This window comes from Acinetobacter qingfengensis, assembly GCF_008693185.1.
Lineage (GTDB): Bacteria > Pseudomonadota > Gammaproteobacteria > Pseudomonadales > Moraxellaceae > Acinetobacter > Acinetobacter qingfengensis.
Genome location: NZ_VXKN01000015.1, coordinates 1 through 26,888 on the forward strand (window position 1 = coordinate 1; position 26,888 = coordinate 26,888).

20 protein-coding genes are annotated in these 26,888 nt (G+C 39.6%); 12 read left to right on the forward strand and 8 right to left on the reverse strand.

Annotated features, from left to right (window positions below; genetic code table 11):
* The 4 genes from F4V57_RS14305 to F4V57_RS14320 form a co-directional block, all read left to right on the forward strand.
* A partial coding sequence (locus F4V57_RS14305) for a YadA-like family protein (RefSeq protein ID WP_171492133.1) occupies positions 1-2,396 on the forward strand: 2,396 nt, incomplete at its 5' end.
* Positions 2,397-2,465: 69 nt separating this feature from the next.
* Positions 2,466-3,254 (forward strand): trimeric autotransporter adhesin/peptidogylcan-associated protein TpgA, encoded by a 789-nt coding sequence (gene tpgA / locus F4V57_RS14310; protein WP_070070297.1) that lies wholly within the window; start codon positions 2,466-2,468, stop codon positions 3,252-3,254.
* A 654-nt stretch (positions 3,255-3,908) separates the two neighbouring features.
* Complete coding sequence (gene ilvD / locus F4V57_RS14315) at positions 3,909-5,738, forward strand: dihydroxy-acid dehydratase (protein ID WP_070070295.1); 1,830 nt, start codon at positions 3,909-3,911, stop codon at positions 5,736-5,738.
* A 157-nt stretch (positions 5,739-5,895) separates the two neighbouring features.
* Positions 5,896-7,209, forward strand: coding sequence for a hypothetical protein (locus tag F4V57_RS14320; RefSeq protein ID WP_070070294.1), 1,314 nt, complete (start codon positions 5,896-5,898; stop codon positions 7,207-7,209).
* Between the two features lie 3 nt (positions 7,210-7,212).
* Here F4V57_RS14320 and F4V57_RS14325 read toward each other — a convergent pair whose 3' ends face one another.
* Positions 7,213-8,208 (reverse strand): AraC family transcriptional regulator, encoded by a 996-nt coding sequence (locus F4V57_RS14325; protein ID WP_070070293.1) that lies wholly within the window; start codon positions 8,206-8,208, stop codon positions 7,213-7,215.
* Positions 8,205-9,149 carry a GGDEF domain-containing protein gene (locus tag F4V57_RS14330; RefSeq protein ID WP_227515702.1) on the reverse strand — a complete coding sequence of 315 codons (945 nt, stop codon included), beginning with the start codon at positions 9,147-9,149 and terminating at the stop codon, positions 8,205-8,207. Before F4V57_RS14330 ends, F4V57_RS14325 begins: the two co-directional genes overlap by 4 nt.
* Before the next feature lie 352 nt (positions 9,150-9,501).
* Here F4V57_RS14330 and F4V57_RS14335 point away from each other — a divergent pair, with 352 nt between their 5' ends.
* The 3 genes from F4V57_RS14335 to F4V57_RS14345 all read left to right on the forward strand — a co-directional run bounded on the left by F4V57_RS14335 (position 9,502) and on the right by F4V57_RS14345 (position 14,890).
* Entirely contained in the window at positions 9,502-12,006 is a 2,505-nt protein-coding gene (locus F4V57_RS14335) for a TonB-dependent receptor (protein WP_070070291.1), read from the forward strand.
* Between the two features lie 22 nt (positions 12,007-12,028).
* A complete protein-coding gene (locus tag F4V57_RS14340; protein ID WP_227515701.1) occupies positions 12,029-13,969 on the forward strand; it encodes a phytase in 1,941 nt (646 codons plus the stop codon).
* Between the two features lie 180 nt (positions 13,970-14,149).
* On the forward strand, positions 14,150-14,890 hold the full coding sequence (locus tag F4V57_RS14345) for a sulfite exporter TauE/SafE family protein (protein ID WP_070070290.1): 741 nt from the start codon (positions 14,150-14,152) through the stop codon (positions 14,888-14,890).
* On the opposite strand, the gene F4V57_RS14350 is transcribed toward F4V57_RS14345, so the two are convergent.
* From F4V57_RS14350 to ubiG, 5 genes are all read right to left on the reverse strand, one after another.
* Positions 14,883-15,785, reverse strand: a complete 903-nt coding sequence (locus F4V57_RS14350) for a LysR family transcriptional regulator (protein ID WP_070070289.1) — start codon at positions 15,783-15,785, stop codon at positions 14,883-14,885. The genes F4V57_RS14345 and F4V57_RS14350 overlap by 8 nt on opposite strands.
* Before the next feature lie 15 nt (positions 15,786-15,800).
* Positions 15,801-16,715: a bestrophin family protein gene (locus F4V57_RS14355; RefSeq protein ID WP_070070288.1), complete on the reverse strand. Its 915-nt coding sequence runs from the start codon at positions 16,713-16,715 to the stop codon at positions 15,801-15,803.
* A 101-nt stretch (positions 16,716-16,816) separates the two neighbouring features.
* Positions 16,817-17,563 carry a YciK family oxidoreductase gene (locus tag F4V57_RS14360; protein ID WP_070070287.1) on the reverse strand — a complete coding sequence of 249 codons (747 nt, stop codon included), beginning with the start codon at positions 17,561-17,563 and terminating at the stop codon, positions 16,817-16,819.
* A 78-nt stretch (positions 17,564-17,641) separates the two neighbouring features.
* Positions 17,642-18,307: an HAD family hydrolase gene (locus tag F4V57_RS14365; protein ID WP_070070305.1), complete on the reverse strand. Its 666-nt coding sequence runs from the start codon at positions 18,305-18,307 to the stop codon at positions 17,642-17,644.
* The gene (gene ubiG / locus F4V57_RS14370; RefSeq protein ID WP_070070286.1) at positions 18,307-19,023 is read right to left on the reverse strand and encodes a bifunctional 2-polyprenyl-6-hydroxyphenol methylase/3-demethylubiquinol 3-O-methyltransferase UbiG; all 717 of its coding nucleotides are present in this window, start codon (positions 19,021-19,023) and stop codon (positions 18,307-18,309) included. The genes F4V57_RS14365 and ubiG overlap by 1 nt, the downstream gene beginning before the upstream one ends.
* A gap of 185 nt (positions 19,024-19,208) precedes the next feature.
* On the opposite strand from ubiG, the gene F4V57_RS14375 reads away from it, so the two are divergent.
* The gene (locus F4V57_RS14375) at positions 19,209-19,841 is read left to right on the forward strand and encodes a thiol:disulfide interchange protein DsbA/DsbL (protein WP_070070285.1); all 633 of its coding nucleotides are present in this window, start codon (positions 19,209-19,211) and stop codon (positions 19,839-19,841) included.
* Between the two features lie 47 nt (positions 19,842-19,888).
* Here F4V57_RS14375 and F4V57_RS14380 read toward each other — a convergent pair whose 3' ends face one another.
* A complete protein-coding gene (locus F4V57_RS14380) occupies positions 19,889-20,533 on the reverse strand; it encodes a TetR family transcriptional regulator (RefSeq protein WP_070070284.1) in 645 nt (214 codons plus the stop codon).
* Between the two features lie 183 nt (positions 20,534-20,716).
* Between F4V57_RS14380 and rph the strand changes: the two genes are divergently transcribed.
* The 4 genes from rph (at position 20,717) to grpE (ending at position 26,866) form a co-directional block, all read left to right on the forward strand.
* The gene (gene rph, locus F4V57_RS14385; RefSeq protein WP_070070283.1) at positions 20,717-21,433 is read left to right on the forward strand and encodes a ribonuclease PH; all 717 of its coding nucleotides are present in this window, start codon (positions 20,717-20,719) and stop codon (positions 21,431-21,433) included.
* Between the two features lie 336 nt (positions 21,434-21,769).
* Positions 21,770-23,197, forward strand: coding sequence for a TonB-dependent receptor (locus F4V57_RS14390; RefSeq protein ID WP_171257551.1), 1,428 nt, complete (start codon positions 21,770-21,772; stop codon positions 23,195-23,197).
* Between the two features lie 74 nt (positions 23,198-23,271).
* Positions 23,272-26,046, forward strand: a complete 2,775-nt coding sequence (locus F4V57_RS14395; protein WP_081409234.1) for a M16 family metallopeptidase — start codon at positions 23,272-23,274, stop codon at positions 26,044-26,046.
* Positions 26,047-26,326: 280 nt separating this feature from the next.
* Entirely contained in the window at positions 26,327-26,866 is a 540-nt protein-coding gene (gene grpE / locus F4V57_RS14400; protein WP_070070281.1) for a nucleotide exchange factor GrpE, read from the forward strand.
* The last annotated feature ends 22 nt before the right edge of the window (positions 26,867-26,888 follow it).

Genomic DNA, 26,888 nt, shown 5'->3' on the forward strand with positions numbered 1-26,888 from the left:
ACAATGTGAAGCTGGGTGATACAGTTAACTTTGCTGATGGTAGTAATACCACAGCGACCTATGATGCTACGACAAATACCTATAAGTACAACTTGAACAATGATATCAACCTGAACAGCGTGAATGCAGGTGGAACAGTTGTTAATTCAACAGGTGTACAAGCAGGTGCAATCAAACTGGATGCAGCAAGTGGCAAGATCACCGGTGTAACGGCAGGAAGCAATGCAACTGATGCAGTTAACGTTGAACAGTTAAACAAAGCCCAGGCGGCAGCAACCACTAAAGTAAATGCAGGTAACAACATCAATGTTCAGTCTACATTGAATGCAGATGGCAGTACGAGCTATACAGTTGCGACCAATAAAGAAGTTAACTTTGATAAAGTTACAGTTGGTGGTGTAGTAATAGATAAAACCACGAATAAGATTAGTGGTCTTGCAGATGGTGTAGTAAATGGTTCAAGCAGTGAAGCGATCAATGGTAGCCAGTTAAATAACAGCACCAATTCAATCAGTGAAATTATTGGTGGTGGCGTTACCAATAATGCGGGTAACCTGAGTGGTCCATTTAGCACAAATGGCAACAATTACAATACTATCGCCGATGCAATTGCTGGAGAAAGTGCAGCAGCGAAAACCGAAGTTAAAAACAATGATGGCAACATCACGGTTAGCAGTAGTACCGGAACAGATGGGCAAAGCATATACACCGTTGGTCTTGCCGATCAGCTTGCTATAGGCAGTCAGGTGAGCATTGATGGAACCACTGGCGACATCAATGCTGGTAGTATCCGTGTTAATGGCACAACAGGTAACGTGAATGGATTAAGCAATACCACATGGGATGGCAGCAGCATTGTATCGGGTCAGGCTGCGACAGAAGATCAGTTACAACAAGTTGCCAACGCAGCATCCAGTGCCTCATCAGCAGCGAAAACCGAAGTTAAAGAAGGCAAGAATATTAATGTACTTGAAAGTGTGGGAGCAAATGGACAAAGCATTTATACCATTGCAACCGCAGATGATGTGAATTTCGCGACTATCAGTGTTGGTGATAACACGAGCGGTATCAAACTTGATGGTAGCAGCAACAAAATCAGCAATCTTGCAGCAGGAGAAGTTTCTTCAACATCCAGCGAAGCAATCAATGGTAGTCAGCTTTATACGCTGGGTAATAATGTCACCAACTTATTTGGTGGCAATGCTGAGTATATTAATCAACAAATCAACTGGACCAATATTGGTGGAACAGGAAAAAATACTATTGATGATGCTATCGCTTCTGTAAAAAATTCTGCTGATAATGCAAGTCAGGGTTGGAATATATCCACTAATGGCGGTACTGCAAGCAATGTTAAACCAGGTAATACTGTAGATTTTAAAGGTGATGGCAGTGTTGTGGTTAGTAATGAAGGTAATAAAGTAACCGTTGGATTATCGGATAAAGTGACTGTAGGTTCTGGTAATAATGCGGTTTCGATTGATGGTAATGCCGGAACAATTCAGGTGGGTGAAGTCTCTATAGATGGTTCTACAGGAAACATTACGGCTGGGAAAGTGAATATTGATGGTGTCAATGGTACAGTCAATGGACTAACCAATACGACATGGGATCCCGATAAGATTATTTCTGGACAGGCAGCGACTGAAGATCAATTGAAACAAGTTGCAAATGATGCAACAAGTGCCGCAGCAAAAGCAAAAACCACCGTGAGTGCCGGTAATAATGTTGTTGTAACTAAAACTCAAAACACAGATGGTTCGGATAATTATCAGGTTGCAACGTCAAAAGATGTGACCTTTGATTCTGTGACATCAGACAAAGTAACAGCAGGTACAGTTACAGCAGATAAAGTGACTGTTGGTAGTGTAAACATTGATTCATCTGGTATTAATGCTGGAAATCAAAAGATAACCAATGTTGCAGCGGGTACGGTTTCTGCCACATCTACAGATGCTGTTAATGGTAGCCAGCTCTATGGTCATACTCAGGCTGTGCAAAACATTATTGGTGGCTCGACCAGTTACGATGTAACCACAGGTGCTTATACCAATAATAATATTGGTGGAACAGGTCAAAATACAATAGATGCTGCTATTGGCGTTGTAAATAATAATATCAATACATTGGGTCAAACCCTGAATCGCCGTATTGATAATCTTGAGGATGATTTATCTGCGGGCATTGCAGCAACTGCTGCACTTGAAGCTGCACCGTATGTACCGGGTAAATGGACTTATGCAGCAGGTGCCTCTTATTACAATGATCAAAGTGCTGTGGGTGCGACTTTACGTCGTACTGCGGATAATGGTCGCTGGTCATTGACCGGAGGTGTAGCAGGAGGAACTAACGGTTCTGCGCTAGTTCGTGTGGGCATCAGTGGTGTAATTGATTAATTCACTAAACAATTGAAGGCGATTATTTCGCCTTCAGTTTCTTAAAAAAATTAACTTTGAGAGAATGAAATGAACGCATTAAAAAAAGTCATGATGCTGAGTATCTTCAGTGGTTTAGTGATAAGCATGACAACATCTGCACAAGAGCCAAATCTTCAGCCAACTATTGAAGAAATTAAATTTCCAGAAGTAAAAGATAGTTATTTGAAACAAGTAAATCGCTATGAAGTGAATGACATTGCGCGTCTGGAAACTGGCCTAAATAAGGATCAGATTCGGCATTTGTTGAGTCATCCACAATTTAATGAAGGTGTTTTTGTTAATCGTATCTGGAATTATGTTATGGATGTGCGTATTCCGGGCACACAGACCTATAAGCGCTGTCAGTTAAGAATAGATTTTGATCAAAAAAATCTCGCAAAGGCATTATATTGGAAAGGTGAGCAATGTCAGGAATTGCTAAACTATAAAGTCAACACAAGTACATTGGCACTTCCAGCCTCTCAAGCACGCCAAGCCACACTAATCTTTGCATTCGATCAATATCATGTGAGTCAAATTACTCAAACGACAGCATCTCTTGAGCAAATCGCAGATCAAATTAAATCGGATCATCCTCAACAGGTTTATATTTCCGGTTTTACTGATCGTTTTGGCGCGTATGCATATAACCAAAAACTTTCAGCAAATCGTGTCAATAGTATTGCAACCGCATTAGTACAATACGGCGTTGATCCCAATATTTTGCAAATTCAGGCAAATGGTGCAACCTCACTTTACCAGCAGTGCGATGGTTCTAAAAATAATGTAACCATTGAATGTTTGGCACCAAATCGCCGAGTTAACATTCAGTGGTAAAAGCCTTCAAAATTATATGGCTGACTTTAAAAATTTTCTGGAAGCAATTTAAGCGTCACTTTAATTTTAAGGTATAGCCATATAATCGAGATCAAACTTTCCGGGTATATTGATCTTTGTTAATATATCCGAAAAGGCATATTTTTTGATTTTATAAAAATATTTAAATAATTGAAAATTATTAATTTTTTAGAGAATGGATTGTGAGTTGAAATGTCCAATTTTTTGAAAATATCTTGACACATGATATGAGATAAAGTTGCAGAATATAAGAATAATGTTTGAGCTGTTTTATTTTATTTCACCAATATGTTGCATTTATAAGATGACTTTGTAGATTTAAATCTTTTCCTTTTGGTCGATGAGCGATAAAATAAAAACCGTCATCAGATGTGCTACAGGATTGGCAACCCTAATCCTTCTAACTGTGGTGTTTAAGCGATCTACCTCGTCCTTTACGCACGTATCATCTTTTGGAAGCAATGCTAACTCGCATTTGTTCTTATTAGGTTGGCTTTTGTTCTCAACCACGGACATTGGTTAAAACCTAATACATATTGTATGATGAGTAATCTATTGACTGATCATACATCAGTATCATTTTGCCAGAGAGATGGTCAAATTACTCTCAAGCACAACTTGTTGGAAACACAAATGCCTGATTATCGTTCAAAAACATCAACACATGGAAGAAATATGGCTGGCGCACGTGGCTTATGGCGTGCTACAGGAATGAAGGATGAAGATTTTGGAAAACCGATTATTGCCGTAGTCAACTCCTTTACGCAATTCGTACCCGGTCATGTGCATCTAAAAGATTTAGGACAATTGGTTGCCCGTGAAATTGAAGCTGCCGGTGGCGTCGCGAAAGAGTTTAATACCATTGCTGTTGATGATGGTATTGCCATGGGGCATGATGGTATGTTGTATTCATTACCTTCACGTGATTTGATTGCCGATTCTGTAGAGTATATGGTGAATGCACACTGTGCAGATGCCATGGTTTGTATTTCAAATTGTGACAAAATCACTCCAGGGATGTTAATGGCGGCAATGCGATTAAATATTCCGGTAGTATTTGTATCTGGCGGTCCGATGGAAGCCGGTAAGGTCAAATATCGAGGTGACGAGAAAGCCATTGATCTGGTTGATGCCATGATTGTTGCTGCTGATGATCATTATACAGATGAAGAAGTACAAGCATTTGAACGTTCAGCTTGTCCGACTTGTGGTTCTTGTTCAGGCATGTTCACTGCCAATTCCATGAACTGTTTGACAGAAGCACTGGGTCTTTCTTTGCCGGGTAATGGATCAATCGTGGCCACACATGCCAACCGCAAAAGCCTGTTTTTAAGAGCAGGGCGGTTGGTGGTGGAATTGGCAAAACGTTATTATGAGCAAAATGATGACAGTATTCTGCCACGTTCAATTGCCACTAAAGCTGCCTTTGAAAATGCCATGACACTCGATATTGCCATGGGAGGATCAACCAATACAGTTTTACATCTATTGGCTGCGGCAAATGAAGCTCAGGTCGATTTTACCATGACGGATATTGACCAGTTATCCCGTAAAGTTCCAGTATTGTGTAAAGTTGCTCCTGCTGTACCTAACGTTCACATGGAAGATGTGCATCGTGCTGGTGGTATCATGTCGATCTTGGGTGAGCTTGATCGTGCAGGATTGCTGAATACATCAGTTAATAATGTACATGAAAAAACTTTACTGGATGCCTTAAATAAATGGGACATTATTCGTACTGAAGACGAACAGGTCTATCAGTTCTATCGTTCTTCACCAGGAGGAATTCCAACTCAGGTCGCTTTCTCTCAAGAACGTTATTATTCTACGTTGGATGGTAATCGTGAAAATGGCGTGATTCGCAATGTTGAACATGCATTTTCTAAAGATGGTGGCTTGGCGGTGCTGTTCGGTAACATTGCGCTGGATGGCTGTATTGTCAAAACTGCAGGTGTAGATGAGTCTATCCTGAAATTCACAGGAACAGCACGTGTTTTTGAAAGTCAGGACGCAGCGGTAGAAGCCATTTTAGGTGAGCAAATCAAGGCCGGTGACATTGTGGTGATTCGTTACGAAGGCCCACGTGGCGGTCCGGGCATGCAAGAAATGCTTTATCCAACCAGCTATTTAAAATCCAAAGGTTTAGGTAAAGAGTGTGCCTTGATTACTGATGGTCGCTTTTCTGGTGGTTCATCAGGTTTGTCTATTGGCCATATTTCACCAGAAGCAGCAGAAGGCGGAGCCATTGGTTTGGTTGAAGATGGTGATATTATCGACATTGACATTCCAAACCGTGGCATAAACTTACGCGTGGATGATGAGACTCTTGCGCAGCGCCGAAAAGTACAGGATGAAAAAGGCTGGCAACCAAAAGAACAGCGTAAGCGTAAAGTTTCTAAATCACTTCAGATTTATGCCAAACATGCAACCAGTGCAGCAAAAGGTGCAGTACGTATCGTGTAATCTAGGTTTTATCTTTATGAAAAGCAGCTTTATTTGAAAGCTGCTTTTTTATGGGAAAAGCTTTTTGGCAATACAAATTGTAAATATTGAACATTTTGTTCTGACTTGTTATAAACCTTTATATTAAGATATGGGTTTATGGTTTAGAGGTTAGCTTATGTCCCTGCTGCGAAGGTGGTTTGATCCGATTCGCTCGAAATGGTATTACAATCAGCCACAACGTGAGGCGAATTTACCAGTGGATCAGGGCATTAGCGTATATCTACGTTTAGATGATGTCTATAGTTATCTTGCTGTACAACAACTTGAACAATTAGAAGAAATTTTGGTTGATGAAATTAAACCACTAAAAATTATTATTTCTGATCAGGCTGCGCCCCCTCCAAATGGCATGAGTGAAGAACGCTGGCATAAATACGCATTGAATGATGCGAAAACCCTTGCCATGCAACATCGTTTTGCTTATGACGACATGCCGGAAATGCCAGCTCGAGAAGCGATTGCACAAGCACATGCTATTCTGGAACGTACCCCATTAAAGGGTAAAGATTTTCTTTATCTCCTTGAAGATGTTTTTCATATGTTGTGGCAACAGCAATATGGAAAATTGAAAATGTTGTATCAAATGTCGAGAAATCAGGTGATTAATCATGAGCCTGATCCTCAGTTTAGCTTTACCACGCAACCAATATTAACAGCTTACTTTGCTTTTGGTGGGCGAGAGTATCATGCTGTGGATGATTTATTACGCTTAACCCGGCGTTTACAACAACAAAAACTATTGACTTCACCTGCTATTTTCTTGATCAATCATATTGAATGGCGTGAACATCTTATTAATGATGCAGAAGATCTGGCCGAAATTCAGGCATTACAACCAGAACTGGATTTGTATATTGCGCTGGAAGATCCGATTTCGTGGTTATTGTTGGCTTATATTCGGGAAGAACTGGCCAATCTATATAATATTCAATTGACGATTTATCCTTTACCGTATCAACATCGTGATCAATTTGACTGGAGTCTGGCAACCCGTTTATCTAAACGAACGGGTGTGGAATTTACACCCTTTTGTCGGCCGGATGCTGATACAGTCATGCGTATGGCGGAAGGATTTTATCAGGTTGATACACAGCAACGTGTAGATGCATTGCTGGAAATGTTGAAACAAATCTGGACTCGAGGCAAAGATCTGAATGTTATCGAGAATATGCAAAATGTACTCAAGAATTTTGACCGAGTAGATTATACCAATACCGCAGAAATACAGGCAAAATTACTTAAAAATGACCAACAATGTGATGAATATTATCAACCAGATTTACCGGTCATGGTACTGAGAGTTGATGATAGAAAATTTGTGTTCAATAGCCTGTATCGAGTCTGGATGATTGAAAGTATTTTTTCCAATGTGCTGGAAAAAATTGCGAAAGCTCAATATCAGGAAAATCTGGATGATCAATCCTCCTGAAAATTAGACCGACTGTAACGACCACCCACACCAACGTTTAAATGCACGGCGGAAGTTTGTTGGATCATGAATGGATAAATAATTGGCAATTTGTTCAGTTTTAAACCCATGAACATGGTGTAATAACATTGCGGTGTGTAACCGACATTGATCTACCTGCGCCTGAAAATGTGTATCGTGTTTTTTAAGTCGCCGTTTTAAGGTTGCAGGACTGACCTGAAAATATTGTGCGGTACTTTCCAGTTGAATTGGCTGTTGAATATTCTGCATTAAATAACTGTATAAATGTTCCAGAAAACTTTGTTGTAATTTTGCCTGATGTATTTGTTGTTGTGCTTGCTGATAAGTTAATTGCGATAATGTAGATGTATGATGAGGCAGTTGAATATCCAGCCATTTAATGTCCAATCGCATACAATTCATGGGTCGTTCAAAGCTAAGCGCACTGCCTAAGTGAGTCCAGTATTGCTCAATATATTCAGGTTCCGCAAAGTTAAATTCATATTGCCATTCCAGCTTATGGCTAAATAACTGTCTACATAAAGCATGAATTGCAGCCATACTAACTTCAATTAAAAAACGGTTATCATGGTGGTTGCCATCTAACCAGTAAATCATCATGTCATGTGGTGTCTGCATGATTCTTGGCGTCAGCCATGGCGATACCAACGCAGAAAATTCTACATAGCGATGAAACACTTCTTTTAAATTATGCGCATAAAGGATAGATGTAATGGCCGCATTAAAGGGTGTGACCAAACTGCGTGAACCAAATAGAAACTGGATGTCCTGCCCTGGGAAATGTTGCTGTGCATTATGCAACACACATTTAAACTGCTGAGGTGAAATCAGTTTTTGGGCAGATAAAACATCTTCCAGAAATAATCCACTGCCTTTAAATAAAATATGTTGACTGATCTGATATTGATTGGCCAGATCTATCAGTAATGACAATTGTTGATGTGCAGGAATAAACAGATCATCACAATCGTAACTCATATCGTCACCTCAAAATAATGAGCAGAATGTTTGAGTTGGAAGAGCTGTTGATTAAGTTGCTTGAGTACTTCACTGGCAGTTGTATGCTCAATGGCAATACTAGTTGTACGGGCACTCAGTCGAATTCTATGATGTGTGTGTTGCTGATAATATGCATTGGATTCAATCATCTGTTGAAGTTGCTGTGCTATTTTTTGTGCAGCCAGAATAGATGTTTCCGGCAATAAAATACTAAAACGGTCACCTGCCAGACGACAAAGCAAATCCTTTTGTCTTAAATTCAGGCTGATCAATTGTGATACATATTGCAAAATGGCTGAACCTTCATCGAAACCGTATTGCTGATTAATTTTTTGAAAATCCTGCATATCGACCAAAATAGCGCAGGCCGGACTGGATTGATGCTGTTGTTTATCGATAACCAATTGTAAGTGTTGCTTGAAATAATTGGCATCGGCCAAAGGCACCAGTGCATCAAAAAAACGATGGTCACGAAAAATTTGTTCACGTTTAGCCAATTGTCTGGAAATTGCCAATTGCTCATGGTGCCAGTAATAAAATCCCAGTGTTACCAGAAATAGACCGATTGGAAAAGGGATAGATTCAAGCCATGTGTCCCACATCATATTTTGTGGAACACGATAAAATTCATCCAAAGTATCCATCCATAAATGGAAAAATACCAAACTTAGCCCATATACAAAAAAATTGGTGACTCGCCCACGTGGTCGGCTACGCACAATTAGCCATAACCAGATCATGACAAATAATGCAGCACCACCTTCACCCACGATATCCACCCAATTCCATTGAATTGGCGGTTTGTGTTGTCCCATGAAAAAAAACAGTAGCCATCCGATCAGGCTGAATATGGCTAAAAAAAGTAACGGCGGGAATAATGAATAAGATTGTCTGGACATAACATGCGAGATCACCATCATGTGACCTCAAAGCTAAACAGATTTGTATGACAATTTTATGGCAAAGACTCAGGTCAAATAAGCTCAATCTATATTTTAAGATTTTATAAAAACCCTGCTTTTTACAAGAATAGATTTTCCAAAAAATCAAAATTTATAGTGGTTTTCTGTATGGATTATTTCGATATCTTGTATTTTTAGGCAAAAACAAACGTTGAGAACAGGTCAAATTAGCTCATTTTTAACTGCAATATTGGCAAAATTGCAGTACTTTTTATGAGGAAATAAATACTGTCACATTTGATTCACTTTGTATTCTTATTGTCTGTGGTCATGAAAATCCGACTTGATTGATTGGGGAAAGGAAATACACATGCATCAGACCAAAGCAACACAACAATTTAAATTGAAATATACCGTGCTGACCTTATCATTAATGATGACCTCATTGAGTTATGCACAAACTCAAAGTAGTGCTGACGATGCGGTGGCTTTGGCACCTATCTATGTGCAATCTGTAGGTGATACCACCAATATTGATGAAGCACTCAAAGAACAAAAAGCGACAGATCAAATCAGCAGTGTGGTACATGCCGATGCCATCGGACAATTACCGGATGATAACGCAGCAGAAGCTTTACAGCGTATTCCGGGAGTATCCACCGAACGTGATCAGGGCGAAGGCCGTTTTGTCACAGTCCGTGGTCTGGGGGCAGATCTTAACTCAGTAAGTATCAATGGTACGCTGGTGCCTGCGCCAGAAAGTGATCGCCGTGGTGTTGCATTGGATGTTTTGCCATCAGGATTAATTCAATCATTATCTGTCGTCAAAACCCTGACCCCTGATATGGATGCCAATGCACTGGGTGGGTCAGTGCAAATTCAGAGTATGTCGGCATTTGACCATGAAGGATTATTTTATACCGGAAATGTTGAAGGCAGTTATGATGATAAACGTGAGAAATATAGTCCAAAATTATCAGGCGCGATCAGTAACCGCTTTAGTATAGGCGACGGTGAAGATAACTTTGGGGTTGCCGCAGCAGTGAGTTATCAAAAACGTAAATTTGGTTCGGATAACGTAGAAACTGGCGGAAGTTGGGATGGTGATGCCTTGGAAGAAACCTCCATGCGCCAGTATGATATTACCCGTGAGCGTCTGGGTGTTGGCCTGAATATGGACTATCGCCCAACAGAAAATAGTCAATATTATTTGCGCACCTTATTTAGTCGTTTTAAAGACAATGAAGTACGTAATGCAGTAAAAACAGAATTTTCAGATGCCTTATTGCCTTCAGAAACTGGTGCTGCAGAAATTACACGCGCATTAAAAGCCCGTGAAGAAACGCAGGAAATACAATCTTATGTCCTTGGTACTAAACATGAATTTGATGTTTGGACAATTGAAGGGCAAGTCGGATACAGTGAGGCCTCAGAAAAAAATCCTAAGGGCATTGCTGCTGCAAACTACGTTGGCGAGTTTGATAATGTAGGATATAACAGTCGTTCCAAACCGGTTATTTTCGGAGGTTCGGATATTTATGATGCCAGCCAGTACACATTGGATAAAATTGAGCAGGAAAGTAGCCTTGCTAAAGACAAAGAAAAAAATATCAAATTTGACCTGACCCGACATTTTAGTCTGGCAAATTATCCTGCTGAATTGAAATTTGGTGCCAAGCTCAGCCAACGTGAAAAAACCAATAATACCGATGTTTGGGTCTATAAGGATTTTGACAGTTCCAATGGTCTATCCGGAACAGGACATTACGATCTGGCCAAGTTTGGGCCAGTCATTAGTACAGGTGCTGTGTACAATTATCTCAGTGGTTTAAATGCTGATGATTATCTGGATATGGAAGAATCCACCATCAATGACTTTAAAACCAATGAAGATATTCGCTCAGCTTATTTTATGCAAACCATTGATTTTGATAAATTGCGTTTAATCGCAGGTTTGCGTTATGAAGATACTCATTTTAAAACGCAGGGTTATGAGTTTAAAGATGAACAAATCAGTACAACCAAATTTAAAAATAATTATGATCACTGGTTACCGGGTGTATTAGTACGTTATGAACTAAGTGATGATGCTGTGCTACGTGCAGGATGGACCAATACGGTCGTTCGTCCGACTTTTGCCCAATCTTCACCGGGGATTTACATTGATACCAGTGATTTGGAAGCAGAATTTGGTAATCCCAATTTAAAACCATTAGAGGCACAAAACTTTGATTTTGGGGTCGAGCGTTATTTTGGTCGAGCCAGTGTGATTTCCTTCAATGCCTTCTATAAAGATATCAAGAATTTTATTTATAATACTGACATAGCTGGAACAGGCGAATGGGCTGATTATAGTGAAGCAATTACCTATAAAAATGGTGAGAAAGCAAAATTATATGGGGTGGAACTGGCCTATTCACAAAAATTTGATCAGCTTCCTGCACCATGGAATGGTTTATTGATTGGACTTAATACAACTTTCAGTCGTTCAGAAGCCAATATTAGTGGCACAAAAGATGGTGTGTATAGTCAACGTAAAATTAATTTACCTAATCAGTCTAAATTGGTGGGTAATGCCTTATTGGGTTGGGAGAATGAAAAATTTGGCTTTAAAGTTTCGGCCAACTATAAATCCTCTTATTTATATGAACTTTCTGCTATTGATACCCCTGAAAAGGATATTTATAGCGACGAACAGTTGTTTGTGGATTTTAGTAGTCACTTTAATATTCGCCCAAATCTACAACTTAGATTTGATGTTCAGAATATTACCAATGAACATTACTACACCTATATGGGACGTCAGCAATTGAATGCGCAATATGAAGAATATGGCCCAACGTTCAAGCTGAGCTTAAATTTCCATAATTTTTAATAAAATAAATTAGGTAAAAAACGTGAAAAAATTTCCACTCGCAGCATTATTTTGTAGTATTAGCTTGATGACGGCATGTGCTACACAGCAGCAAGTAACACAAACAGCGGCAAAAGTCTCTACATCTGAAACCATTGCAGTGAAACAGCTTGCACAGGATGAATTTAAACTTGAAAATGCCAAGGCCATCAATTGGTCTGCATGGCCTGAAGCTGTTCTATTGCAAACCAGTAAAACACAGGGATTGCGTATTCTGAATGCACAGCAGCATATTTTGTTCCAGCAGAATGGTCACTTTTCCAGCTTTGATTCCCGTGCCAATGCGCAGGGTATTTTATTGGCCGTTAGCGATATCCAGCGGCAACAAGTGTTGTTGGCACAACTGGATCAAACACAAAAAGCATTACAGACAACCACCTATATTCCTAAACGGCATTTTAAAGTAGAAGATGTTTGTTTATATCAGGATCAACAACAGAATACCTTTGCTTTTTTGGTGGGTGAGGAAGGCATGGGTGAGCAGTGGTTTGTTGCCAAACAACAGCAACCATTAAAACAACCTTTACTGGTGAGAACATTAAGTTTGCCGCCTCAAAGCAGTTTTTGTCAGGTAGATGATTCTACAGCTCAATTGATTGTGAATGAAGCAAATGTAGGTGTATGGGCGTATCCGGCAGGCACAGAAGCTGAGTTAACACGGCAACCCATTGATTTGATTAAACCATTTGGTTCAATCCAGGGTTCGCCTTCAGGTTTGGCACTGATCAATCAGCAGTTAGCCGTTTTGGATGAAAAAGCATCATTAATTTATCGTTATCAATATTTGGATCAAGCTTGGAAAACTTTGACGCCACTTAAACTCGAAGGTGCGTTACAAGAACCTGAACAGTTGAGCTTTAGTGGAACTGATGATTCCAAAAAACTCTGGATTTATGATGAGGAACGAATTCTCACCGGACAAGTGAACTGGCAAACCAAACCTATGGCTAAAACCACAGAATTACCTGTTGTTGTTGCAGATATTCAGACACAAAGTGTACCGAGCGCAGGAGATGCCGCAGACGATCCTGCGATCTGGCATAATAAAAATGCCCCTGATCAGTCCAGAATTTTAGGAACAGATAAACAAGGCGGTTTACAGGTATATGATTTACATGGTCAAACTAAACAATATTTAAAAGTAGGGCGTTTAAATAATGTGGATATTCGTCCGAATTTTAAATGGGGCAAGCAACAGGTTGATTTAGCGGTAGCGACTAATCGTGATCATAACAGCTTGCATCTTTTTGCTATTCATCAGCAAACCGGACAAGTATCAGAAATTGGTCAAGTCAAAACTTCCTTAAAGGATATTTATGGCCTTTGTCTTTATCAGGATCCTAAAGGCGAAATTTATGCCATTCCAAATGATCAGGATGGTCGATTTATTCAATATCACCTCTATGCAAATGGTGACCATATTGAAGCGAAAGTGATACAGCAATTTGCTGTCAAAACCCAGCCTGAAGGCTGTGTGGTAGATGATGCAAGCGGACGAATTTTTCTGGGAGAAGAAGATCATGCCGTCTGGGTTAAGGATTTAACCTCATCAACACAGGCAATGCAAAAAGTCATTGAAGTAGGACAAGTGGTACATGATGATATTGAAGGACTGGCTTTATATCATGGTCAAAATAAAAGTTATTTGATTATCTCCAGCCAAGGAAATGACAGTTATGTGGTTGTTGATGCGCAAGCACCTTATACCGTACGTGGCGCATTTCGAATTGGTCTGAACGCTGAACAAAAAATCGATGCTGTTTCAGAAACTGATGGTCTGGATGTCAGTAGTCATTATTTTGGATCGAAATGGTCAAAAGGCTTGCTGGTTGTTCAGGATGGGCGTAAGCGCATGCCAGAAGCAAATCAAAACTTTAAATATGTATCATGGGAGAAAATTGCCGAATTACTTAAACTTGAATAAGTGACCGGTAATTTGACTGATCTATCGTTTGTCGATATGTCGATGGTCAATAGCCGAATTCTATCTGATCGGGTCGATCTTTGCTTCAGGCAAAGATTGAACCCCGTTAAGGAAATTCCTGATAGTCAAATATATATGTAATGATTATGCTGTGATTCCACGTTACATGGATGAAACATAGTGATTGCATTTATCAGTGCCGTATTTTTTCTGGCAGGGATGGTCAAGGGTGTCATTGGTCTGGGATTGCCTACAGTTGCAATGGCATTATTAACCCTGTTTATCAGTCCGATTCAGGCCGCAGCATTCCTGTTAATTCCTTCTCTTGTCACAAATATTTGGCAACTGTTTGCCGAAGGTGCATTTCTGGGATTATTGCGCCGATTTTTTTGGTTATTGGCTGCGCTGATTGTGGGAACGTTTTGGAGTATTTTTCCGACATTAGGAAGTGATCAGGGCTATATCAGTGAAATTCTACTGGGCAGTATGCTAATTCTTTACGCACTCTATGGCCTATTTGCCAAAAATATTCCGGATCTCTCGAAATACGAAACCTATCTGTCTCCGTTTATCGGTTATTTGTCGGGAGCGTTGATTGTGGCAACAGGTGTGGTGATTATTCCGGTTGCGCCTTATCTGAACAGTTTGCGTTTACAAAAGAATGATTTAGTCCAATCATTGGGTTTGGTGTTTACAATATCTACCTTATGTCTGGCATGGTTTTTATATCAAAATCCTAAATCAACCTTACTAACAGACTGGCATTTATCGATTGTGGCATTAATTGTAGCACTAGTGGGCATGTGGGTTGGGCAAAAAATTCGCTACAAAATCAGTGAGCAAAAATTTCGTAGAATTTTCTTCTATGGCTTAATGGGATTGGGCAGTTATATGGTAATTCATCAATTTCCATTCAGTTAATTTGAAATTGCCGGCGTACATCGCAGAGATACTGATAAAAATCTTGATATGTTACAGTTAATTGGTGTTCGGGATGATATGCCAAGAGTAAATTGCGATTTGCCCATTTACCAGATAGTGCAATTTGTCGAAAATCAAATTGATTTATAAAACGCTGGGCAATACGGGTTGGAATAATCGCAATACCAACGCCTGTACTCACCACTTGAATCAAAGCGGAAAAATCTAATAATCGCAAACGATAATGCATGATTTTTCCATGCTGTTTAAAATATTGTTCGATGGACTGCTGTAAAGCATGTTGTGGCATCAGCCCCACCCAATCCTGAGCTATAATCTCATCAGGATTAAGTTGATGATACTGGCTGAGCGAGTGATGATTTGAACAAATCAGGCATAAAGGATCGACAACAAAATGCTGAGTAATTAAATCAGAAGTATCAAAAACATCAGAAATTAGAGCAAGTTGAGCCTCGTGTTGTCTAAGTTTTTCCAGAATGATTGTGGTTTCTGCTTCCCTAATGTGTAATTGTAATTGTGGATAATGTAATAGGTAATTGGGCAAAATATGTGGTAAATATTCACTTTGTGCAGAAGAATTACACCAAAGAGTGATAGATAAATTTTCCTGTTGATGAAATTGAGTAAACTCCTGTTGTAGATGCTGAAATTGTTGTTGCAATAAACAGGCATGTCGATAAAAAACTTGTCCTGCTGCAGTAAGCTGAACTCCTGTAGCATGCCGACTAAATAATGGGCAAAAACGTTGCTCAAGTTTTTTAATCCGTTCACTACAGGCTTGTACCGACAATGCACAGCGCTCAGCCGCTTTGCTAAAGCTTCCAGTTTCTACAATATCAAGAAATAATTGAATATCGAACAGATCAAGGCGCATATTTTTTCCAAAACTTTAAAGCAGGTTGTGCTGATCTGGTTTCATCGGTGGTGGTGGTGTTTTACCAATAGCCGTTAATAATTCGCGTTCTACCAAACGGACAATTGAATCTAGTGGTAGATCATTTTCCTGAGTACCAAAAGGTTCTTCCAATTGTGCACTTAAAGCATCCAGACCCAAAAACATATAAGCAATCACACCTACCAGAATTGGTGTCCATAAACCCAAAATATCCCCAAGACTAAAAGGCAATATAAAGCAAAAGACATAAATGGCGCGATTAAGCAGTACTGAGTAGGCAAATGGTAAAGGTGTACTGGCAATACGATCACAGCCAGCCTGTACATTGCCCAGTTCTACTACATGTGAAACGATTTGCCGATAGAGAATATCGGTAATTTCTTTGGCTTCCAGTGCATGCACAAGTTCTTTTTGAATCATATTAAGCATGTATTGTGGTGCATTAATCAGATGATTTAATTTGTTAACAGAATGCTCATTCATCCGACCGAATTCCAAGAACTGTGTTGGATGTGCAGTTTGATAACGTAAGCGGTCGCGTAACAAATTGGTGAAAATAATCGTCTTGTGCAGAATGCGTTCACGCCGTGTATCTGCTAAGACCAGTGTTTCCCGATCCATGTGCCGAATATTTGCAATCAGGGAACCCCATAATTTACGACCTTCCCACCAACGGTCATAGCAGGCATTATTTCTAAAGCCAATGAAAATTGACAAAATAACACCGAAAATCGTAAAGCCGATAGCTGGAACCTTGGGAATAGCAGAAAAGAAATGATGTTCAGATAAAAAGGCAATAATGCCTGACATGATCATCACCATCAGCAATGAAGGCAAAATAGTAGGTAATATAGTCCCTTTCCATGCAAATAGCAGATAAAAGATATTGTTTTTATTACGAATGATCATGGCTTGTTTATCACATATCCTGATAGAGTGAAAATTTTGCACCGATCAATGTAAAAAGGCAATCTGTTGATCAAATTGCCTTGTTCAAATTTTAATAGGCTTTATTCCTGTGCGTTGAAACTCTGTCCGGTAATACCTGCACTATCCGCACCCATCAGATAAAGATATGCTGGCATGATGTCTTCGGGTGTTGGTAATGTTAACGGATCTTCTTGAGGAAAAGCTTTGGCACGCATCGCAGTACGGGTACCACCAGGATTGATGCAGTTAAAACGAATATGGCTGTCAGGAAGTTCCGCAGCAAAAATCTGGCTTAATGCTTCAACGCCGAATTTAGAAACAGAATATGCACCCCATAAGGCACGTCCGACACGACCCACACCACTACTGGTAAAAACTACAGAGGCATGATCGGATTTTTCCAGTAAAGGCAATAGGGCCTGTGTCAAAACAAAAGGTGCACGCAGATTAACATTGATGACATCATCCCATGTTTCGACAGGGTAATGTGTTAACGGGACACGCTCACCTAAAATACCGGCATTATGCAAAATACCATCCAGACGGCCAAATTGCTGATCCAGTGTATCAACCAAAAGTTCATAATCCCGTGCGGATGCACTGGACAGTTGTAAAGGCAGAATAGCGGGTTGAGGTGCTCCTAGCCCTTCAATCTCATCATAAATGACTTCAAGTTTACTTAATGTTCGACCATGTAGTACTACAGTTGCACCATGCAAGGCAAAGTGAATGGCAGCCGCACGACCAATTCCGTCACCACAACCGGTAACTAAAATAACACGGTCTTTGAGCAGATTTTTATCTGGCGTATAGTTTTTAAAATCCATATTTTGGCCTCGCTGTTTGTTATTTTTTGATATTGGTGATCAGGATATCATATTTATAAAACATGTATTTTGAAAAGCTTACATCAGGCTTTGAATAATTTTGTGTAAGCTTTGTACATCCTGAGCAATATAATCAGCTTGCCATGCTGTTAAATCATCGCTGGCATTGGGTGGAAGATAACCATAGGCTGCCAGAATGGTTGGCATATTGGCATTTTTGCCTGCATCAATATCACGAGGATGATCCCCGATATAAACAATTTGTTCAGGGGCAATGCTTAATTTTGATGCAGCCAGAAACATTGGTTCAGGATCCGGCTTGGTCTGTTTAACATCTTCTGGGCAGACCAATACCGCGCAGCGATCTGTCAGGTTTAACGCCTGTAACAGTGTTTCACTTAGCCAACGTGGTTTATTGGTGACGATACCCCATGGAATCTGTTGTGTTTCCAGATCTACCAGCAAATCATTCATTCCCTGAAATAAATCAGTGTCCACAGCGATATCGGCACCATAACAATCCAGAAAATTCTGTCGATGTTGTAGAAATAGTGAATCGTCCACTGCCAATTCCGGATAAACCAGTTTAACCATGGCACGGGCACCTTCAGATACCTGTGTACGAATGGTTTCTGCTGCGACAACATCCACACCTTTGTCACGACACATTTGTTGAATGATTCGAATGAAATCTGCGGCAGTATCGATCAGCGTACCATCCAGATCAAATAAGACAGCTTTTATCATGCTTGTTCACGCTTTATAGTATGTACCATATAATTCACATCAACATTTGGTGCCAACCAGTAATGTTTGGTTAGTGGATTATAATGTAGTCCAGTCATGCTTTTAAGTTCTAGTCCTGCGGCACGAATTGCACTGGCAAGCTCAGACGGGCGGATAAATTTATGAAAATCATGTGTGCCTTTAGGGAGCAAACGTAATACATATTCCGCACCGATAATAGCAAACAAATAAGATTTTGGATTACGGTTAATGGTTGAAAAAAAGACATGACCACCGGGTTTGCAAAGGTCAAAACAGGCTTTGACAATTGAGGCAGGATCTGGGACATGCTCGAGCATTTCCATACAGGTTACTACATCATATTGACCAGCTTGTTCCTGTGCCAGTTGTTCGACAGGAATCTGGCGATATTGGATATTTTCAACGCCAGTCTGTTCGGCATGAATGCGTCCAACAGCAAGTGGCGCTTCACCCATATCAATACCTAGAACAGATTGCGCACGATAAGCCATACTTTCAGCCAAAATACCACCACCGCAGCCAACATCCAGAACTTTTTTCCCTGTTAAACCACCTGATTTTTCATCAATCCAATTTAAACGTAATGGATTAATCTGATGCAATGGACGGAACTCGGAAGTTTGATCCCACCATTTTTCTGCGAGTGCTTCAAATTTTGCAATTTCTTGTGGGTCAACATTCAGTGTAGCCATAACACATCACCTTATCATTTATAAAAATTTATTTGCCGTTGAGTAAAAATACAAAAACGCAAGAATCTGTGAAAATTGTACACATAATAAAACGCTTCGTGCTAATTTCGCCTATATTTATTTTGGTTAATATATTTTATAGTGCAAGACTGAAAAAGGCACGATACACGAGGAATGACTCAGACATGAAAAAAATCGCATTAGGTCTAATCTCAGCTGTTTTATTAACAGTATCAGGATTGGCAGCGGCTGCGGAACAATATATTGCTGGAAAGGACTATATTGTGGTCTCTAAACCGGGAAAAGTTGATATTCCGGGAAAGATCGAAGTACGTGAATTTTTTTGGTATGGTTGCCCACATTGCTATAAATTAGAACCATATATGCAAAATTGGTTACGTCAGTTGCCTAAGGATATTAACTTTGTGCGTACACCTGCAGCAATGAATCCAATCTGGGAGCAAAATGCACGAGGTTATTTTGTGTCTGAAGCTTTAGGCATTCGTCAAAAAGCACATATTCCATTATTTGATGCAGTGAATAAGCAGGGTCAACAGCTTTTTGATCAGAAATCTCTGGCACAATTCTATGCTCGTTATGGTGCAAATCAGACAAAATTCAATAGTTTATATAACTCATTTGCAATTACTGGCAAGGTCAATCAAGCCAATAATCTGGCAAAATATTATCAGTTAACAGGTGTTCCAGCGGTTGTGATCAATGGTAAATATATTGTTCAAGGCGAAGACCAGCGTGTAGTCGATATCATGAACTACTTAATTCAAAAAGAACGTGCAGGTTTGAAAAAAGCATCTTAGAACTTTGTATCCTCTTCCTCAGCCCGAACAACATTGTTCGGGTTTTTTTATTCTATAGATTGCCAATTTGCAATCCCACGAAATAATAATCGTACCTGCGTCATAGCATGTTCCAAATAAATTTGTTGCTGCTGTTTTAGTAATTCACCTTGATATTGTTGTGGTAAATTTAACCATGTCATTGCCCATGTTAGAGATAAATTCACAATGATAGTGGTCATGACATATAAATCTTGATGATTTTCAACATGCTGAAAATTTCGACTGGCTTCAAGATCATTGGCCAGATCGCGAGTTAAACTTTCAATTTCTTTAGCAATTTCCCGTCTTACAGTTTCTGAACCGCCCCAGCGTTCTCCAATCAAAAAGAACCAGTCTTGTGGACTTTGATCAACTGCACGAAAAAACAGTTGGATACTGGTTTTGGTTTTTGCATCCTGATGTTTTAAATACCCTTGTCGTAGTTGTGATAACATCAGTTTAAGCCGACCGGAAACCTGTTCTACTAATGCCTGTCCCAATTGTTCCATATCTTCAAAGTGACGATAAAAAGCGGTGGGAACCAGTCCAACTTCACGTGCTAATTCACGTAGACTAATGGTACTAAATGCACGACCTGTGGTGCTGAGTTTAAGGGCTGCATCAAGTAATGCCTGCCGACTTTGTTGTTTGCGCTCATTGCGTATAGACATAAACATACCTGACCAATCAGAACCGCAAGTCTAACAAAAAAAGTTATCTATAACCCTTTGGGATTGCTATTGTATAAGAAAAAAGATGCCTGAAACGCATCAATCAGCAGATTTAGCTCAAAAAGGGGAAAGATAAATTTGCTATAATTGCTGCCCGAAGAATTTGAATCATTAGGATCAGTTATGCGTATCGACCAAAGAGCTTTAAATCAATTGCGTCCAGTTAAAATCACCCGTAATTATACACGTTATGCAGAGGGTTCTGTTTTGGTCGAATTTGGACATACCAAAGTCCTGTGTACAGCCAGTATTGATAATTCAGTACCCCGGTTTTTAAAAGGTCAGGGACAGGGCTGGGTTACCGCCGAATATGGTATGTTGCCACGTTCAACCCATACCCGTTCAGATCGTGAAGCAGCCCGTGGAAAGCAAAGTGGGCGTACACAAGAAATTCAGCGTTTAATTGGCCGTAGTCTACGCGCCATGATTGATCTCAAAAAATTGGGTGAAAATACGATTACCATTGATTGTGATGTGATTCAGGCTGATGGTGGAACACGTACTGCATCAATTACTGGAGCAGCCGTGGCTTTGGTTGATGCAGTCAATGTATTACTTGAACAAAAGAAAATTAAACATGACCCGTTAAAAGGTTTAATTGCTGCAGTTTCTGTTGGTGTATTTGAAGGTGAGGCTTTACTGGATTTATGCTATGAAGAAGATTCAAATTGTGAAACTGACTTAAATGTCGTCATGACCCAGAAAGGTGAATTTATTGAAATTCAGGGTACAGCAGAAGAAAAACCATTTAGTCGGGAACAGGCAAACCAGATGCTGGCATTGGCAGAAGAAGGAATTCAGCAGTTGATTGCCGCACAACAAAAGGCTTTAGGTTGGTAAATAATAAGATTCCCAGCATATAAATTACTTAAAAACTCCGTATAAAAAACTTATAGGGAGTTTTTTATATTTTGAATTTACGTCGTTAAGATAGAAAGTTTTCTGAAATAGCTTAAATTTTTTAATTGAAAAACCTGAAATTCATTAAAACTACAAAAATATTAATATGTATTATAAATAAAATGCATGATGCTAATCATTATCAATATTAATTACATTTATTAATAATTACTGTATAATAAATTTTATTGTTAATTTTTTGTGTCATATCTGTACTTTTTTCTTTTCTAATGTATCTGTTTTGGTTTTAAATTTTTTATGGAAAAAGCTTTTTCTATGCAAACAACGTTCGACTTTGATTGGAAAAAACTGAAATACTGGATTGCTGTTTCAATGTGTCACGGGCTGGTTTTGTTTATTGCTTTTACCTCACTACGTGTTCCCAGCGCTGATGTACAAAAAAAATCAGCAACACAATCCATAAAAGTCAGCCTGATTTCATTAGAAAAAAAAATTGAACAACAATTAGAGCCATCGGTTGATTCGTTAGAAAAACAGCAAAAGCAATCTCCTGCAACTGCAACGGTTTGCACTACGGGTGATGAGTGGTGCTTAGATGGCGAGCAATATGTTGGTTCAAGATTTTTGTATCCTGCAAAAACAATCAATGACGACTACACCAATTATGCAATCTATTTGCAAGACAGCATGACGTGGGGACGTTTAGAGCTTACCCCGGGTGTACGTGTCAGTATGGATGATTTTCTTGGAAATCTGAATATCGCACCACGTTTTGCCATATCTTATGATGTATTTGGTGATCGTTCTAGCCGTATTTTTGCAGGTGCAAACCGTTATTATGCAGGTAATATTCTTGCGTATAAATTGAGAGATGGGATTGGAGAGAGATATTCGCAAACCCGCTCTAGTGCGTCTGCAAATTGGGTAACTACAGGACCAACCACTCTCACAGCAAATCGTTATACGATGTCTGAATTAGATACACCATTTAGCGATGAATTAAATATCGGAATTGCACAACGGGTTTGGGATACCATCTGGACCTTAAAATATGTGCATCGTAACGGACGAGATCAGTTCTCTCGTACATCAGAAACAATTGAAGGTGTGACTTATCGTGTAATGGATAACAGTGGTAGAACAAAGGGGGAAACTGTTTCTTTGACCATTGAGCCAATCAGTCCATTTAAATTTAAATATGGAACAGTGGATTGGGAAATTGGAGCCAATTACTCAAACAATAAATCAAGTTCAAATAACTGGAATACAGCGGCATACGATGACAATCCAACTTATAGTAAGGTCATTTATAAAGATGAGTTACTGGATTTGGATGATGCACCTGCATGGGATTTTGGTACGCCGTGGAATGCTTTTTTAAGGATTGATACCACTATACCTAAGTGGCATTTAAACTGGACTCAGCGTCTAGGTTATACTGCGGGCTATCGAGGCTATACCACTTCTACAATTGCGTGTTCAAGCAGTTACAGTGCATGTGGTGACTATACTGGATCGGCAACCTTATATGAAGAAAAACAATATGATGATTATTTCTCTTATGACTGGCGTTTTAACTGGTCATATCCAGTTGGCAAATATCAGAGTTTAGCGGTTAGTCTGGATGTATTAAATGTATTTGATACCACGATTGAAACTGCTAAATCAGGAACAACAAGCACAGCTCCAGTTTCTTATAAAACAGGTCGTCAATTTTGGTTAGGTTTATCATATAACTGGTAATCTCAAATCTTCTAATTCATATAAGAAGATGGCTTATTGTCATCTTCTTTTTCTTTACTCTTTGATTAAAATTAATGTTTATGCCAGCTTTCTTTCCCAAAACACGACATTTGATTGTCCTGATCAGTATTAATTTAACGACCGTTTGCTTACATGCCGAAATAAGCCCATTACCTAAAATTGTTTCGGGCCAACTGGAGAACGGTTTTCGCTATAGCATTGCGCCTCTTCGTCAGGAAAAACAACGAATCGATATTCGTTTAATGGTCAATGCAGGTTCAATTCATGAAAAAGATCAGCAATCTGGTGCTGCCCACCTCATTGAGCACATGGTCTTTAAGGGATCGGAAAAATATCCGCAAGGTGTATCTAATGAGTTACATAGCAAAAAATGGAGAATGGCCCAACATTATAATGCCGTAACCCAGTTTGAGCGCACAACTTATATGATGAATCCGCCACAGGGCGTAAAGGATTTGCAATATAGTCTGGAAATATTAAAGCAAATGGTTGCTTTCCCATTATTTACCCAGCGTGATTTAGATCATGAACGCCTCATTGTACTAGAAGAATGGCGAGGTAAACTTGGTGTCGCAGAGCGTATGAATCAGCAACGGATACGGGCAATGCGTCATGACTCCATATATGCGGTTCGTCCTGTAATTGGCGATGAACAATCCATCAAAGCGCTCACGACAGAGCAATTAAAAGATTATCATCAACGTTGGTATCGGCCTGATAATATGCAACTTCTGGTATCTGGTGCAGTCAATATCAAAGATACAGAAAAGATGATTAGGGCAGTATTTTCCAAATTACCAAAACATCCTGTGGAATCCAAACCTGATTATGACCCACAGTTAAAACCACAATTGAGAATATTGCGCTTGCAGGATAGTGAAAGTGGTAGTAGCCAGATTTCATGGGTGGTTCGTTTTGATGATGTGCTTGCCCAACAGGATGATCAACAAGGAATAAGACAACGGTTACTTAATCAAATTACGTTAGCGGCATTATCACGACAAATGCGCCGTCAAAGTGAAGCATTGCCAGATTCAGTGACCACACTGGTCGCCAAGAAATCTGATATTGGTCAGCATACTTCTGCTTTGGGAATTTTTGCAGAAGTTGTACCCGATCATCATCAAGATGCATTGCCAGTATTATTGACTGAAATTCAAAGGCTCAAACAGTATCCTTTGGCAGATCAGGATATTGAAACCGCCAAACAGGACATACAGCAAACTGCAAAAGCAATGCTAAAAAAAACAGAACGAAGAGAGTTTGATGCATGGACGCAACAACTGGTTTCAGCATGGCAAAAAGGCTGGCAATATCGTGGTAGTCAACAAACCGCAAAATATGCTTTAAAGATATTACCAACCATCTCGGTTGCTGAGGTAAACGCACATTTACAAGCATGGTTGGCGCAACCGGATCAGCTCTTGCAATATAGCATTCCGGGAAATGCAGCATTTCAACTTCCTTCTATTGAAAGTGTTCAGCAACTAGCTCAGGACATTTCACAGCAACAGCTTGAACCTTTACGGACAGCACAAAAGTTGTCTGAGGTGAAGTTGGTTAAGCCTACTCAATCGGGTCATATCGTTCAAGTTCATGCTTATCCACAGCAAAATGTACAAGAATATGTATTGAATAATGGCGATAGAGTAATCTGGTTAAAGACGGCACTTGCGAAAGACAAAGTGTATTTAACTGCGCAAAATCCAATGGGTGCTTTATCACCTGAATTGAATCCGTGGCAATCTCAATTGGCAATACAGATGATTTCACAAAATGGACCACAAGCCAGCCAGCCAGCTCAGTTCAGACAATGGAAAACAGATCAGAATATTTCCCTGAATTATAGTCAAAGCTTGGATCAATTGAGTTTAAGTGGTGTGGCACCGGCAAATCGTTTATCTGTCTTATTACAATTGATTTATAACCTGAATCAATACCCGGAGATTGAAAGCCAAACCATGAAAAATAGTCTGGTGGGATTAATCCGACAGCAGACTGTAGCAGAAGGTTCAATCTCAGGAAAAAAAGAACAGCAAATTGCGCAATTACTTTATGGTGTCGAACAATCTCATCGTCCTACTCTGGATCAATTAAAACAGGTGAATAAACAGGATTTGTTAAGACAATGGCAGATCATTGGTAAAGCATCAACCACTTACTTTTTGATCTCTGATGGAAATAGCCTAGATGTAGAGCAGAATATTCAGCAATTTCTGGCACCCATACAGCGAGAAAAATTACTGCCAGCCGTTAATACATTGTCTACAACAGGTCAGGCACAAACAATTATGAATGCCAATATCGAACCGCGAGCAGATGTACGGTTATGGTCTTTTAGTGAACAAAAGTGGCAACCTGAAACAGCCGTTCAGGTCAGTATCGCTCGTCAGATTGCACAACAGGTCTTAAGGGATAGATTAAGAGAAGAGTCACTCGGAATTTACCGCCTGAATTTTGCTGCGGAACTCAATCCTGCACATGATCGTATTGAAACATCATTAAGTTTTACAACATCGCCAGAACGGGCACAGGAACTCTCTGCACAGGCACAAGAGATTTTAAAAAATTTACCGAAATATATGACTGCACAAAAAATTCAGCAGGCGAAGACACAATTTCAATATAATGAACAAAAACGTCAGGAAGATATTTTTAGTTTACAGCGCAGACTGGTGCTGAGTTATCAGAAATATGATTCGCCCATTTATTTATCCCATATCTCTGAGCTGGAAAAAGCAATTTCTGACGAAGAAATCAGAGAAGTTGCAAAACAGTTATGGAACACTCAAAATTTGAAGATTTATATCAGCTTACCCAAAAAATAAAATAAATTTCTTCTTATTTCTGCTTTAGTTTAATCGGGAAGTTTTAGAACGTTGATAAAGTGCTGTGTAGTATGACAGCAACGGTATTGCATCATTGTCATGACAATACCGTTTTATCGTATGAAATTTATAAGTTTATTTAAAAACAACCTTGATTTTACAGGATCGACCCATACTTTACTGTTTAAGCAAACTGAATACATGGCAGTGTAGGCATGATTAAATCGTCTGATGCCAAAGAGGACTGCACATGTTTGAATTTTTTAAACGGAGATCATCAATGGCCAATGAGCAAACCGATAAAGCTCAAGATCTGGAACAAGAGCAAATAGAACAGACACAAACTGATGCCGAACATCATGCAGAAGCGGGCATTGAAGATTTAAAAGCCCACATCAGCAAACTTGAAGAAAGTTTAAAACTTGAAAAAGCTCGTGCGGCCAATGCCATTTACGAAGCTGAAAAAGTGAAAGAGCGTCTGGAGCGTGAAGCAGAAGCAGCGAAAAAATTTGCGCTGGAAAAATTTACCAAAGGCTTACTTGATTCAGTCGATAATCTGGAACGTGCGATTGCCGCAGCCGGTGAAGAAAAAACACCATTATTGGAGGGGATTGAACTCACCCTGAAATCCCTGCTCACGACCTTGGAAAAACATGGTGTTATCGCAGTAGACACCCAAAATGGCTTTAATGCTGAAATTCATCAGGCAGTTGGTATTGATCCACAAGCCAAAGCAGGTGAAATCGGTAATGTATTGCAAAAAGGCTACACCTTGTCAGGTCGTTTATTACGTCCGGCAATGGTTACAGTCGGTCAGTAATTCGCTAAGCGAAGACTGAATC